The sequence below is a fragment of the Pseudomonas sp. Irchel 3E20 genome (assembly GCF_900187645.1).
GTDB lineage: Bacteria > Pseudomonadota > Gammaproteobacteria > Pseudomonadales > Pseudomonadaceae > Aquipseudomonas.
In genome coordinates, this window is record NZ_FYEE01000003.1 from 257,223 (window position 1) to 270,870 (window position 13,648).

General features: G+C 64.3%; 9 protein-coding genes. 2 read left to right on the plus strand and 7 right to left on the minus strand.

Annotated features, from left to right (window positions below; translation table 11 throughout):
- Nucleotides 1-2 precede the first annotated feature (2 nt).
- Nucleotides 3-2,951 (minus strand): membrane-targeted effector domain-containing toxin, encoded by a 2,949-nt coding sequence (locus CKW13_RS07555; protein WP_095107965.1) that lies wholly within the window; start codon nucleotides 2,949-2,951, stop codon nucleotides 3-5.
- A gap of 262 nt (nucleotides 2,952-3,213) precedes the next feature.
- Between CKW13_RS07555 and CKW13_RS07560 the strand changes: the two genes are divergently transcribed.
- Nucleotides 3,214-4,590: a multicopper oxidase family protein gene (locus CKW13_RS07560; protein ID WP_095107966.1), complete on the plus strand. Its 1,377-nt coding sequence runs from the start codon at nucleotides 3,214-3,216 to the stop codon at nucleotides 4,588-4,590.
- Entirely contained in the window at nucleotides 4,590-5,087 is a 498-nt protein-coding gene (gene tadA / locus CKW13_RS07565) for a tRNA adenosine(34) deaminase TadA (protein WP_095107967.1), read from the plus strand. The genes CKW13_RS07560 and tadA overlap by 1 nt, the downstream gene beginning before the upstream one ends.
- A gap of 158 nt (nucleotides 5,088-5,245) precedes the next feature.
- On the opposite strand, the gene cmoB is transcribed toward tadA, so the two are convergent.
- The 6 genes from cmoB to CKW13_RS07595 all read right to left on the minus strand — a co-directional run bounded on the left by cmoB (nucleotide 5,246) and on the right by CKW13_RS07595 (nucleotide 13,483).
- The gene (gene cmoB, locus CKW13_RS07570; RefSeq protein WP_095107968.1) at nucleotides 5,246-6,202 is read right to left on the minus strand and encodes a tRNA 5-methoxyuridine(34)/uridine 5-oxyacetic acid(34) synthase CmoB; all 957 of its coding nucleotides are present in this window, start codon (nucleotides 6,200-6,202) and stop codon (nucleotides 5,246-5,248) included.
- Nucleotides 6,199-6,942, minus strand: a complete 744-nt coding sequence (cmoA, locus tag CKW13_RS07575; protein WP_095107969.1) for a carboxy-S-adenosyl-L-methionine synthase CmoA — start codon at nucleotides 6,940-6,942, stop codon at nucleotides 6,199-6,201. The genes cmoB and cmoA overlap by 4 nt, the downstream gene beginning before the upstream one ends.
- Before the next feature lie 214 nt (nucleotides 6,943-7,156).
- Nucleotides 7,157-7,801: a lysoplasmalogenase gene (locus CKW13_RS07580; RefSeq protein WP_095107970.1), complete on the minus strand. Its 645-nt coding sequence runs from the start codon at nucleotides 7,799-7,801 to the stop codon at nucleotides 7,157-7,159.
- A gap of 2 nt (nucleotides 7,802-7,803) precedes the next feature.
- Nucleotides 7,804-8,196 carry a protease inhibitor I42 family protein gene (locus CKW13_RS07585; protein ID WP_095107971.1) on the minus strand — a complete coding sequence of 131 codons (393 nt, stop codon included), beginning with the start codon at nucleotides 8,194-8,196 and terminating at the stop codon, nucleotides 7,804-7,806.
- A gap of 210 nt (nucleotides 8,197-8,406) precedes the next feature.
- Nucleotides 8,407-10,824, minus strand: a complete 2,418-nt coding sequence (gene lon, locus CKW13_RS07590; RefSeq protein ID WP_095107972.1) for an endopeptidase La — start codon at nucleotides 10,822-10,824, stop codon at nucleotides 8,407-8,409.
- A gap of 256 nt (nucleotides 10,825-11,080) precedes the next feature.
- A complete protein-coding gene (locus tag CKW13_RS07595; protein ID WP_095107973.1) occupies nucleotides 11,081-13,483 on the minus strand; it encodes a glucose/quinate/shikimate family membrane-bound PQQ-dependent dehydrogenase in 2,403 nt (800 codons plus the stop codon).
- Nucleotides 13,484-13,648: the final 165 nt, after the last annotated feature.

Below are 13,648 nucleotides of genomic sequence, written 5' to 3' on the forward strand. Positions count from 1 at the left end.
TGTCAGCCGACCTGGCTCATGCCCATTTCGTTGAGGGCTTGGAGCAAGGCCTCTAGGCTGTCGAAGGGCTTGCCGCTGACCTTGGGCCAGTTGGGGCGTTCTAGGCTGTAATGGTCGCCCTGGACCCGGATTTCGGTGCGCACGATAGATTTGTCACCGCTGCGGTGGACGAGTTCAAGGCGTTCCGGGCTGCGCACCAGGGTGTAGTTGCCGGGGCGTTCGAGCAGGATGCTCAGGTCTTTGACCTTTGGGAGGGGGTTGCCGGGCACTTCGACTTGCAGGCACAGGTCATTCTTCAGATAGCCCGGTGGCGTATCGAATGACGCCGGATAGGTGATGCCTTCGTCCACAAAGATGCCCTTGGACGTACCGATGTTCACATCGTCGATGCGCAGGCCGATACCTTCCATCAGTTCGCTGACGCCGGCCACACCCTTGAACGTGTTGGCGTGGCTGTTGCCCATCAGCGCCACCCAGCGGTGTGGGCCGTTGACGGCCTGGTCGGCGCGGATCACGGTATGGGCGTAGTAGTTCATCATCTTCTGCCGGGCCGTGGGGTCGTTCAGCGATTGCCCAGCTCCATCGCTCGGTCGCATGCCCTTGAGGCGGTAACTGGCGAGGCAGTCGATGGCCTGGATGCGAACCTTCTCTGCACGCGCAGCCTTGACCAGATTGAGGAAACCGTACTTGGCCTTGGGGTTCAACATGAAGCCGTCGTCCAGGTTCCTGAGATAGGTTTCCAGGTCGCGGCTCATGGTGCCTTTGCGCAAGAACGTGTCTAGGTCGGCCTGATGAAAGTCCGACAGCAGATGTTCCATATAGAGGGTTTTGACGCCGCTTTTGGCTAGGGTCCTCATGTTTTTTATCAGGAACCGCTTGCTGCCGATTTCGCCGTGGGACTCACCGATCACCAGGGCCGGGGAGTCTTTGAGCAGCGAGCGGATAATGATTTTGTCGCTGGCTCCTGACTCCAGGGGCGTGATGAACGGGCGTGGCGGCAATTCGGGTTGCTGGTAAAACGCCCGGGCCTCGTTATAGAGGCGCGTTCTCACGGCCTTGAATTGTTGTTGCGCCGTGTCGGTGCCGTCCAGCATAACCTCAATGTCACGGATCGGTCGGCGGCCCTCGGCGGTGTCCTGAAGTTCGCCGCGAAAGGCTTCGGGCATGTCGTAGGCTGCGCGTGCCGCAATAGCCTCGCTGTCATTGAGCCCGCCCTTGAGGCCCAGTTTTTCCAGTAGCACCCAGTCACCCGAGGCCGAGAGCCGTACCGGCAACGATGAGGCGAACTGGTTGGGGCGGGTTGGGTCGACGATCGCCCATTCGCCCGCGCCCTTGCTGTCGGGGAAGAACGTTACATAGTAGGGCAGGCCGTCCAGTTCAATGGCGTAGGGTGGGTTTGACTCCAGCCGATAGATGCCCTGGAATTTGCCTGGCTCGCTTTCTGGCACCAACCCGTCGAGTAGCTCATTGCTTTGGTAGCTGGCGGGTATGTTGTTGCCTTGGGTGGAACTGGGCGCCGCGGGGGTAATGTCCCCGGGTAGCCCTTGGGTTTCTTCGACGTCGAGCTCATCCTCCGGGTCGATGCCTTCGGGCTCTAGCTCGGAGATTTCAGTTACCTCAGTGCCCGCCGCTTCGATCTCGGCCCCAACTTCCGCCAGTTTGCCGGTACCTTTGAGGAACGGTGCATTGAACAGGGTGTCGAGGCCGCTGAGGACCGCGCCAATCACCCCGGCCTTGCGTTCGGCTGCCGTTTTGCCATTGACGGCTTGGTCGACGTTCAGGCCCAGGTTGGCCAGGCTGGCGCCAATCGCGGGTAATGCCACCGGCCAGCCCAGCGCCGCCAGGGGGCCAAAGACCTTGGCTCCAGCGGTGAGGTAGCCAATCCAGAGCTTTTTGCGCAGGTCCCCGTTGGAGGTTAGCGAGGTCGCGGCTTCGGCGTACATCGTTGCCCGGGCCTGCTCACTGAGCCACTGGAACGCGTCGCCTTTGATGACCAGGTTTTTGCGGTTTAGCAGGTGATGGTCGGATTTGCCCCAGGTCTGGGTGAGGCGATTCATCAGGTCTGTGAGGTTGTCCTTGACTGCCTCGCGGTCGTCCAGCGCGAAGTGAGCCATGACCACGGCGCGGGCATGGTCGTTGTCCAGTTGCCCCAAGGCCCACCAATGCAGGTCGCCAGGGTGCTCGAACACACGAAAGGCCTGGGCTTCGCCGGGCACATAGACGACCTGCCGGCCCGTCGGCAGCACGATGCGCAGGATATCGGTAGCGACATGGCCGTCGATATCCAGGGCGCATACTTGCGCGCCATCGAGCGGCCCGGTGCTGCGTCGCAGGGCCTGTAGGTCGATGGGCCAGCTCAGGGGGCCAGCCACCGCTTGCACTACCGTTTGGAAGTCGTCTTCGCTGAGCTGGCGGGCTTGGCGGCTTTGCAGGGCCTTGCTGAGGAAGTTGCACTTGGCCAGCAACCGGAAATCGTCCGCGCGTGTCCCCCAGAAACTCTGGAGTTTGTCGGTGTACAGCGCGCTGAAGTCGATCTCCCAGAAATCCTTGAGCACCTCGTTGCCGTGCAGGCGCACTTCATTGGTTTCGTTGAAGTTCTCCACCTCTGGCCCGGCGCTGTAGAAGCCGCCGTACAAGTCCAGCAGGTCGGCGTTGTCCTGGTCGGTGGCACGAAAGCGCTGGACCACCAGTTGGGTCAGGGTCAGTGACTCGTAGGGTTTTTCATAGGTGTGCTCCCAGCCGGTGAAGGTCTTGGTGCTGCTCTGGCTAGTCTTGAAGCGGTGGTAGTAGACGTGGTCGGGGTCCAGGTCTGGCAGGCCATATTTGCGCAGCAAGGTGGTGGCCACTTCGCGAGCGGTATCGAGCAGGCCTGGGCAGGTACCCACCACCTGTTCAGCGATGGTCTTGAGGGTGGCGAGATCGGCGGCGTTGGGTTGTTGCGAGTCGTTCATGGTTAATCATCCTTGATACATGAGGCTCAAGAATTCCACGGCGCCCCGCCAGGCTCGCGATACATAGTTACCGCACAAAGCGGATGTGCTCGCGAAAAAGTAACCGCATATGTGTGCCTGCGGAGCGCCGGGCGGCCACGACCTTTGTGGTTGCTCCCTGTGACCCTTCGCCGCCCGCCCTTACGGTTTGCCAGTTGCGGGTGTATCGTATTCGCCTTTTGCGGGCGCCAGCCTGCTGCGCATACGTGAGGTAGTTGAGCCAATGTCCTTTACCCGTCGACAGATCCTCGGTGGCCTGGCCGGTCTTGCAGTGGTTGGGGTGGGGGCCGGTGGGGCATCGCGCTACTGGCTGGGGAAAATGGCCGATGCCGACGCGGGCCACGACTACGAACTGATCGCCGCGCCGCTGGACGTGGAACTGGTGGCCGGGCACACCACCCAGGCCTGGGCCTTTGGCCCGTCGGCGCCGGGCACCGAGTTGCGGGTACGCCAGGGCGAATGGCTGCGGGTGCGCTTCATCAACCATCTGCCAGTGGCCACCACCATCCACTGGCACGGCATCCGCCTGCCGCTGGAGATGGATGGCGTGCCCTACATTTCCCAACTACCGGTGCTGCCGGGGGAGTACTTCGACTACAAGTTCCGCGTGCCGGACGCCGGCAGCTATTGGTATCACCCCCATGTGAACAGCAGCGAAGAGTTGGGCCGCGGGCTGGTGGGGCCGCTGATCGTCGAAGAGCGCGAGCCCACCGGGTTCGCCCACGAACGCACCCTGAGCCTCAAGAGCTGGCACGTCGATGAGCAGGGCGAGTACCTGCCCTTCAGCATCCCCCGCGAGGCGGCCCGCGGGGGCACGGCGGGGCGGCTGCACACCATCAATGGCGTGGCCGGGGCGGTGATCGACCTGCCGGCCGGGCAGATCACCCGCGTGCGCCTGCTCAACCTGGACAACACCCTGACCTATCGCATCAACATCCCCGGCGTGGAGGCGCAGATCTACGCCCTGGACGGCAACCCCATCGAGCCGCGCCCCTTGGGCAAGGAATACTGGCTGGGGCCGGGCATGCGCATCTGCCTGGGGATCAAGGCGCCGGCGGCGGGGCAGGAGCTATCCCTGCGCAACGGCCCGGTGCGCCTAGGCACCCTGCGCGCGGTGGCCAGCACTGACGCCCCCGGCCCATGGCCCGCGGCGTTGCCGGCCAACCCCATCGCCGAGCCGGACCTGGCAACTGCCGAGAAGCTCAACTTCAATTTCGAGTGGGTCGGCTCCGTCTCGGTGGACGTGGACAACGGCCGCCCGCCAAGCCTGTGGCAGATCAACGGCAAGGCCTGGGACATTACCGACAAAACCTGCGCCGACCGCCCCATCGCCACGCTCAAGAAGGGCCAGAGCTACATTTTTGAATTGAAGAACATGACCCAGTACCAGCACCCGATCCACTTGCACGGCATGAGCTTCAAAGTCATCGCCTCCAACCGCAAGAAGATCACCCCGTACTTCACCGACACCTACCTGCTGGGCAAGAACGAACGCGCCCGCGTGGCGCTGGTGGCGGATAACCCGGGGGTGTGGATGTTCCATTGCCATGTGATCGACCACATGGAAACCGGCCTGATGGCCGCCATCGAGGTGAAGTAATGCGCCAGTTTCGCCCGGCCCCGATCATCGACCGCAGCCGCGACCGCGACTTCATGCGCGAGGCCCTGGCCCTGGCGGCCCAAGGCGCGGCCCTGGGCGAAGTGCCAGTGGGCGCGGTGTTGGTGCAGGGTGGTGAAATCATCGGCCGCGGCTTCAACTGCCCCATCAGCGGCAGCGACCCCAGCGCCCACGCCGAGATGGTCGCCATCCGCAACGCCGCCCAAGCGGCCAGCAACTATCGTCTGCCCGGCAGCACCCTGTACGTCACCTTGGAACCGTGCAGCATGTGCGCCGGCCTGATCGTGCACGCGCGCATCGCCCGGGTGGTCTACGGCGCCCTGGAACCCAAGGCTGGCATCGTGCAGAGCCAGGGGCAGTTCTTCAGCCAGGATTTCCTCAACCACCGCGTCCTGTTCGAGGGGGGCGTGCTGGCCGAGGAATGCGGTGCGGTACTGAGCCAGTTCTTCAAGGCCCGCCGGGCGAAGCCAGAGCTCTAGGGCGCTGAAACACCCCGGCCGTGTGCCAGCGATGGCGGTGGGGCTGGGGGCGAGGGGCAGGCAGGTGGAGGGTTAGCGAGCAGGCTCGCTCCCACGAAAGTCTGCTCTTAACAACGGCTCAATCCCACAAAGGCCCTAACCCGCCAGGTGAGTGCGGTTTATTTGCGGGCGACGATCACGGCGCGCCTCGGCGCGGGCAGGCCTTCGATGGTTTTGCTGTGGTCGTCGGGGTCGAGGAAGTCGCTCAGGGACTGGTACTTCATCCACTCGGTGCTGCGCTGTTCTTCGACGGTGGTCAAGCTCACGTCCACGCAGCGCACGTCGCTGAACCCGGCGCGGCGCAGCCAGCGTTCCAGGGCGGGCACCGAAGGCAGGAACCACACGTTACGCATCTGCGCGTAGCGGTCTTCGGGCACCAGCACTTGCTGCTCGTCGCCTTCGACCACGAGGGTTTCGAGCACCAGTTCGCCACCCTTGACCAAACAGTCCTTGAGCGCCAGCAAGTGCTCGATGGGCGAGCGCCGGTGGTAGAACACCCCCATGGAAAACACCGTGTCGAAGCCTTCCAGGTTGGCCGGCAGGTCTTCAAAGGGAAACGGCAGGTGCCAGGCGTTGGGTGCGCCCAAGTAGCGCTGCACGGCTTGGAACTGGCAGAAGAACAGCCAGTTGGGATCGACGCCGATCACGCTGTCGGCCCCGGCGCCGAGCATGCGCCACATGTAGTAGCCGTTACCGCAGCCGACATCGAGGATGCGTTTGCCCACGAGGTCCAGGTGCGGGGCCACCCGCGACCACTTCCAGTCCGAGCGCCATTCGGTGTCCACGTGCACGCCGAACAGGTTGAACGGCCCCTTGCGCCACGGGCTCAGGCCCATCAGCGCGGTGCGCATCTGCACGCGGGTGGCGTCGTCGCACGCGACATCCAGGGTCAGGCCATGGAGCAGGTCGATTTCGCTGGGCTGGACCTTGGGCAAGGCGTCCAGGGCGCTTTGCCAACGCTCCAGGTCGCCGTGGCCTTTTTCCATCTTGCTATCGAGTTGCGCTTGCAGGGTGTTGGCCCAGTCGGCCAGCGGGGTGCCGGCCAGGCGGCGGGCAAGGGGAGACAGATCGATCATGGCAGGGCAATCAACGAGGCAAAGTTAAGACACTGGAACCACGGCACGACGTTCGAGAACCCCGCCGCCAACAGGCGCTCGCGGTGTTCTTCGAGGCTGTCGGGCTTCATGACGTTTTCGATGGCGCTGCGTTTCTGGGCGATTTCCAGGTCGCTGTAGCCGTTGGCGCGCTTGAAGGCCACGTGCAGGTCGGTGAGCAGCGCCTGTTCCTGGGCGTCGTTGAAGCGCAGTTTTTCCGAGAGAATCAGCGCCCCGCCCGGCAACAGCGATTGGCGGATACGCCCCAGCAGTGCCAGGCGTTGCTCGGGGGCGATGAATTGCAGGGTGAAATTGAGTGCCACCACCGAGGCAGGCTGAAATTGCAGTGCGAGGATATCGCCCTCGATCACCTCCACCGGCAACAGTTCCTGGAACATCGAGTCCTGGCCATTGAGGTACTCGCGGCAGCGCTCCACCATGGCAGGCGAGTTATCCACCGCAATCACCCGGCAACCCTCGCTGCGCACATGGCGGCGCAGCGCCTGGGTCACCGCGCCCAGGGACGAGCCCAGGTCATAGAGCACGCTGCCCGGTTGGGCGAATTGCGCGGCGAGCACGCCCAGGTTCTCGACGATGGTCGGGTAACCGGGCACCGAGCGCTTAATCATGTCGGGGAACACCCGCACCACGTCCTCGTTGAAGGCGAAGTCCGGCACCTGGGGCAGGGGCTGGGCGAAAAGGCGATCGGGTTCTTTGCTCACGGCGGTTCCAGCGGCTGGGGTGGAAAAGGCCGGCATTTTAGCCAAGTTGGCGGGGCGATGCGCGGGTTGTCTGATAAACCGCTTCCGGCCTGTGTGGACGCGGCCCCTGTGGCATCAGGCGGTTATGGGCGCGGGCCGGCCCGCGATACCGCCGGTACGGCCAGGGCCATCGCGAGCAGGCTCGCTCCCACCACAGCAACCTCCCCAGGGAGGCTTAGGGTTTTGCCGCCTGACCCTGGCTGAACGTCGACGCCGCAATGCCCCATTGCCCCAGCCAATAGCTGAGGATTATCAGGTAGGGCGCGGCGTCGAAGGCGACGACGAAGCGGCTGATGCCGATCACGCTGTCGGAGAACACGAAGACCACCGCGCCCACCGCCGCCAGCACCGCCGAGCGTTGCGGCACGTCGCTGCCCAGGCGGGCGAGGGCGCGCCAGAGCATGGCGCTGATGGCCAGGCCGTAGACGATCACCGGCACCAGCAATGGGCCCAGGTCATGGGCGATGAGGATTCCCAGCAGCACGGCGCCAGCCACCGCTGCCACGAGCAACGCAGGCAGCGCGGGCCGGCGGCAATCGCTCAGGTAGGCCTTGAGGTACGCCAGGTGCGCGACCAGAAACGCTCCCAGGCCAAACACGAACAAATCGCCGGGCCAGGCGAGCAGCAGATCCCCGACCAGCGAAAAAATCAGGCCCAGGCTGATCCAGCGTCGGTAGTCGCTGGGCGGGGCGTCGTGCAACCAGCCCAGCAGCGCCAGCACCGGCAACGGCTTGACCACCAGGCACAACAAGGTGGCCTGGACGCTGACGCCATAGATGAAAGTCACGGCGCCCATCAACGCGAGAATCAGCCAGCCCATGCTCAATTGACCTTGATCGCGCAGTCGAACGCTTTCACCGGCGGGACTTCCGGCGCCCAGGGTTGGGAGTAGGTCAACAACAAGCGGCCGGTGCCTGGGGCGAAGGCCTGGAAGCGCCACGTGGATTGCCCGGCGCTGCCCACCAGGCCGGCGTCTTCGGGGTTGCTGTAAACCTCCGGGCTCAAGGCGCGCAACACGCCGCCGGCCGAGTCCTGGATGGCCCAGCGATAGCCGGTGGTGGGGTTGCTGGGCAGGGTGAGGATCAGGTTTTGCCCCTGATTGAGGGTCAGCGGGCAGTCGCTGGATTTTTCCACAGTGACGTTCTGCTTCGGCGAGGTGGCGCACGCGGCCAACAGGGCGAGGCTCAACGGCAGCAATAGGCGGGTAGGGGACATGGGTCGGGAAGCTCCGGTCATACACGACGAACGGCGAGCATAACCGAAGATGAGACAAGGTGTGACGGGGTGTGCGGGCATGCTGCCTCATTCCCCCTGTGCTCGCGATGGCGGTCGTGAGGGCGCCATCGCTGGCAAGCCAGGCTCCCACACAACCACGCAGCGCCGCCCGGCCCGCTTGCGCATTTGGCCGGGAGCAAGCGCGCAGCGTTAGAACAGCACCTTCGCCACATCCGCAAAGTGCTTGGCGAAGTGCACGGTCATGCCTTCCTTGAGGTAGTCGGGTAGTTCCTCGAAGTTACCGCGGTTGGGCTCGGGCAGGATCAGTTCGAAGATTTTCTGCCGGCGTGCGGCGATGACTTTCTCCCGGACGCCGCCAATGGGCAGCACATGGCCAGTGAGGGTCAGCTCGCCGGTCATGGCCACGCCTTTTTTCGGCACCTGGTCGCGTGCCAGCGAAAGCAGGGCACTGGCCATGGTCACCCCGGCGCTGGGGCCGTCCTTGGGCGTGGCACCTTCGGGCACGTGCAGGTGCACGAAGGCTTCGTCGAAGAACTGGCTGTCGCCGCCGAACTGCTTGAGGTGGGAGCTGACGTAGCTGTAGGCGATCTCGGCCGACTCCTTCATCACATCGCCCAGTTGCCCGGTGAGCTTGAAGCCGCGGTTGAGGGTGTGGATGCGCGTGGCTTCGATCGGCAGGGTGGCGCCGCCCATGCTGGTCCAGGCCAGGCCGGTGATGACGCCGATGCCGCTGAGCACCTGCTCGTTGCGAAACACCGGGGTGCCGAGGGAGGCTTGCAGGTCTTTGGGCCCCAGTTTGATGACGGCGGTGGGCGTGTCGATCAGTTTCACCACAGCCTTGCGCACCAGTTTGCCCAGTTGTTTTTCCAGTTGGCGCACGCCGGCTTCGCGGGCGTAGCCGTCGATCACGCTACGCAGGGCGCTGTCGCTGATGCTCAGGCTGGTCTTGGCCACGCCGGCCTTTTCCAGTTGCTTGGGCCACAGGTGGCGTTTGGCGATGGCGATTTTTTCTTCGGTGATGTAGCCCGACAGGCGAATCACTTCCATGCGGTCCAGCAGCGGGCCGGGGATCGAGTCCAGGGTGTTGGCGGTGCACACGAACAGCACTTTGGACAGGTCCAGGCGCAGGTCCAGGTAGTGGTCGAGAAATTCCACGTTCTGTTCCGGGTCCAGGGTTTCCAAAAGCGCCGAGGCCGGGTCGCCCTGGTAGCTCTGGCCCATCTTGTCGATCTCGTCGAGCATGATGACCGGGTTCATCACCTCCACTTCCTTGAGGGCCTGCACCAGTTTGCCGGGTTGGGCGCCGATGTAGGTGCGCCGGTGGCCCTTGATCTCGGCCTCGTCGCGCATGCCGCCGACGCTGAAGCGGTAGAACGGCCGCCCCAGGGATTCGGCGATGGATTTGCCGACGCTGGTCTTGCCCACGCCGGGCGGCCCCACCAGCAGCACAATGGAGCCGCTGACCTCACCCTTGTAGGCGCCGACGGCGAGGAATTCGAGAATGCGTTCCTTGATATCGTCCAGCCCGGCGTGGTGGCGGTCGAGCACTTTGCGCGCGTGCTTGAGGTCCAGTTTGTCGGCGCCGTACACGCCCCACGGCAGGGCGGTGGCCCAATCCAGGTAATTGCGGGTCACGGCGTATTCCGGCGAGCCGGTTTCCAGGATCGACAGCTTGTTCATTTCTTCGCTGATGCGCTTTTGCGCCTGGGCCGGCAGGGTTTTGCCGGTAAGCCGCTGCTCGAACTGCTCGAGGTCGGCGCTGCGGTCGTCTTTGGTCAGGCCCAGTTCCTGCTGGATCACCTTGAGCTGTTCCTTGAGGAAGAACTCACGCTGGTGTTCGCCGATCTTGCGGTTCACCTCGGCGGAGATTTCCTTTTGCAGGCGCGCGACTTCCACTTCCTTGCGCAGCATCGGCAGGACTTTTTCCATGCGCTTGAGCATGGGCACGCAATCGAGTACCTGCTGCAACTCGTTGCCGGTGGCCGAGGTGAGGGCGGCGGCGAAGTCGGTCAGGGGCGAGGGGTCGTTGGGGCTGAAGCGGTTGAGGTAGTTCTTCAACTCTTCGCTGTATAGCGGGTTGAGGGGCAGCAGCTCTTTGATCGCGTTAATCAGCGCCATGCCGTAGGCCTTGACCTCGTCGGTCGGCTCGCTGGGCTGGTGCGGGTATTCCACTTCCACCAGGTACGGCGGGCGGTGGTGCTTGAGCCAGGTGCGGATGCGCACGCGGGTCAGGCCCTGGGCGACGAATTGCAGCTTGCCGTCTTCGCGGCTGGCGTGGTGCACCTTGACCAGCGTGCCGTACAGCGGCAGGCGCGAGGTGTCGAAATGGCGTGGGTCTTCGGGCGGGGTGTCCATGTAGAACAGCGCCAGGCAGTGGTGCTCGGACTCGGCCACCAGGTCCAGCGTCTCGGCCCAGGGTTCTTCGTTGACGATCACCGGCAGCACTTGCGCGGGGAAGAACGGGCGGTTATGGATCGGGATGATGTAGACCTTGTCCGGCAGGTTCTGCCCCGGCAGGGCCAGGCCACGGCCCTGGGTATCGTGTTCGATGTGCTCGGAATCGGCGTAATGGTCGGTGTCTTCGGGGTGTTCTTGCTGGTCGGTCATGAGGCACCTGCGCAATGGGGTATGGGTCTTAGATGGGGCACATGGCCAGGGGTTTCAATGGCGGGGTAATCAGTTAGGGCGTGCGGGCGCGCACCCAACGCCCATGGCGTCTGCTAAATGTTCACGTCTAGGGCTACACATCGCGCTTGTTCGGGTTTCTGCCATGACGGTATCAGCCTGTTTTTGTGCAGGCGATGAGCACAAAAAAGGCGACTACCCGTGAGGTAGCCGCCTTGGTTTTAGCTGGCCTTGACGCTTAGTCCGCCAATTTGTACGCAATTACATAGTCGCCCTGCTTAGTGCCCAGGGAACCGTGGCCGCCGGCGACGACCAGCACATATTGCTTGCCGTCCTTGCCGGTGTAGGTCATGGGCGTGGTCTGGGCGCCTGCGGGCAGGCGGCCTTGCCACAGTTGCTTGCCGTTTTTCACGTCATAGGCGCGCAGGTATTGGTCCAGGGTACCGCTGAGGAAGGCCACGCCACCGGCGGTGGTGAAGGTGCCGCCCAGGCTCGGGACGCCCATGGTCAGGGGGATGGGCACCGGCGCGCTGTCGCGCACGGTGCCGTTTTTGTGCATCCAGATGGTTGTGTGGGTGGTCAAGTCAACCGCCGCCACGTAACCCCAGGCTGGCGCCTGGCACGGCAGGCCCATGGGCGACAGCAGCGCTTCGAGCACCACGCCATAGGGCGCGCCTTTGTTCGGTTGCACGCCTTCGGTCTCGCTGACGCGTGGGCCTTGGGCGGCGATCTCCGAGGCCGGAATCAGCTTGGAGCGGAACGCCATGTAGCTGGGGTTGACGAAGGCGATCTGGCGTACCGGGTCGACTGAAATACCGCCCCAGTCGAACACACCGAAGTTACCCGGGTAGACGATCGAGCCTTGCAGTGAGGGCGGGGTGAACGGGCCGTCGTAGCGCAGGGACTTGAAGTCGATGCGGCACAGCAGCTGGTCGAACGGCGTCACGCCCCACATGTCACGCTCCTTGAGGGGCGGTGGCATGAAGTTCAACTCGGACTTGGGCTGGGTCGGCGAAGTGTGGTCGCCTGCCACCGCGCCTTGCGGCACCGGCACTTCGTGGATCGGCACGATGGCTTCGCCGGTGCGTCGGTCCAGCACGTAGATGCTGCCCTGCTTGGTCGAGGCCAGCACGGCGGGTTTGACGCCGTCGGCGGTTTTCAGGTCCATCAGGGTGGGTTGGCCGCCCACGTCCATGTCCCACAGGTCATGGTGAGTGAACTGCATGTACCAGCGCACCTTGCCGGTATCGATGTCCAGGGCGGTCAGGCCGGCGGCGTATTTTTCCGACTCGGGGGTGCGGTCGCCGCCGTACTGGTCGGGGGTCTGGTTGCCCATGGGCAGGTAGAGCATGCCGAGCTTTTCATCGACCGCGAACATCGACCACATGTTGGGCGAGTTGCGGGTGTAGGTTTTGCCCTCGGCCAGCGGCGTGGTGTCGTCGGGGTTGCCGCTGTCCCAGTTCCACACCCGTTTGCCGGTGTGCACGTCGAAAGCGCGGATCACGCCGCTGGGCTCGTCGGTGGAGACGTTGTCGGTGACATGGCCGCCGATCACCACCAGGTTTTTCGTCACCGCCGGTGGCGAGGTGGAGTAGTAGCCACCGGCCGTGAAGCCGCCGATGTTGGCGCGCAGGTCGACTTGGCCCTTGTCGCCGAAGTCTTCGCACATCTTGCCGGTGTCGGCGTTGAGGGCGATCAGGCGGGTGTCGGCGGTGGGCAGGAAGATCCGGCGCGGGCAGGCGTTGGCCGTGGCCGCTGGGCTTTGCTCGGTGCTACTGGCGGCGTAGGCGGCGTCATCGTGGTACGCCACGCCACGGCAGGTCATGTGGGCCCAGCCCTTGAAGTTCGCCGCGTTCTGCGTCGAGAGCTTGGGGTCGAAGCGCCAGATTTCCTTGCCGGTGTCCGGGTCCAGGGCGATCACCTGGCTGTGGGGCGTGCACACGTAGAGCATGCCGTTGACCTTGAGCGGGGTGTTTTCCGCGGTGGTTTCGCCCGGGTCGTTCGGCCCGGGCAGGTCGCCGGTGCGATAGGTCCAGGCCGGCACCAGTTTGCTCACGTTCTGCGCGGTGATCTGAGCCAGTGGCGAATAACGGTCACCGTGGGCGCTGCGCCCATAGGAGTTCCAGTCGCCATCAGCCTGGGCCGGGGCGGTGTTGGCCATGCCGGGCACGTTGTCGCGGTCCAGTTCGCCCTTGATTTCACCGGGGTTCGTGAACTGGCTGGCCAGCGCCGCGGCGCCAGCGATGACAACCGCCGCGCCGAGGGCGCCAGTGCCCATGCCTGACGGTTGGCCACGCAGCAGCGGCCGGCGCAGCCAGGGCAGCAGCAGGACGATACCGATGGCGAAGAACATCGCCAGGCGTGGCACCAGTTGCCACCAGTCCAGGCCCACTTCCCACAGGGCCCACACGGTGCTGGCGAACAGCACCAACGCGTACAGGCCCAGCGCTGCGCGGCGGGCCGCCAGCAGCAGGGCGCCAGTGGCAATCAGGCCGATACCGGCCAAGACGTAATACAGGGACCCGCCAAGCAGGCTCAGCTTGATCCCCCCGGCCAGCAAGGCCAGGCCCATTAGCGCAAGCACGATACCGAGCAGGCTCGGCAGCAGGCGGCTGCGACTCAAAGCACCATCAGTGCCCATAGTGTGGTTCTCCGTGACGTTGAGAGTGGTCCCGCGCTGGTTCACTGTAGATGACGATCAGGCGCGGGCTTGGTTCAGATAAGTAAGTAGGGGCTTTGAGCCCTGGGCCTTCCTCGGTGGCAGGGTGCGCTGCGGTGGGAGCGAGCCCTGCTCGCGATGGCGGCT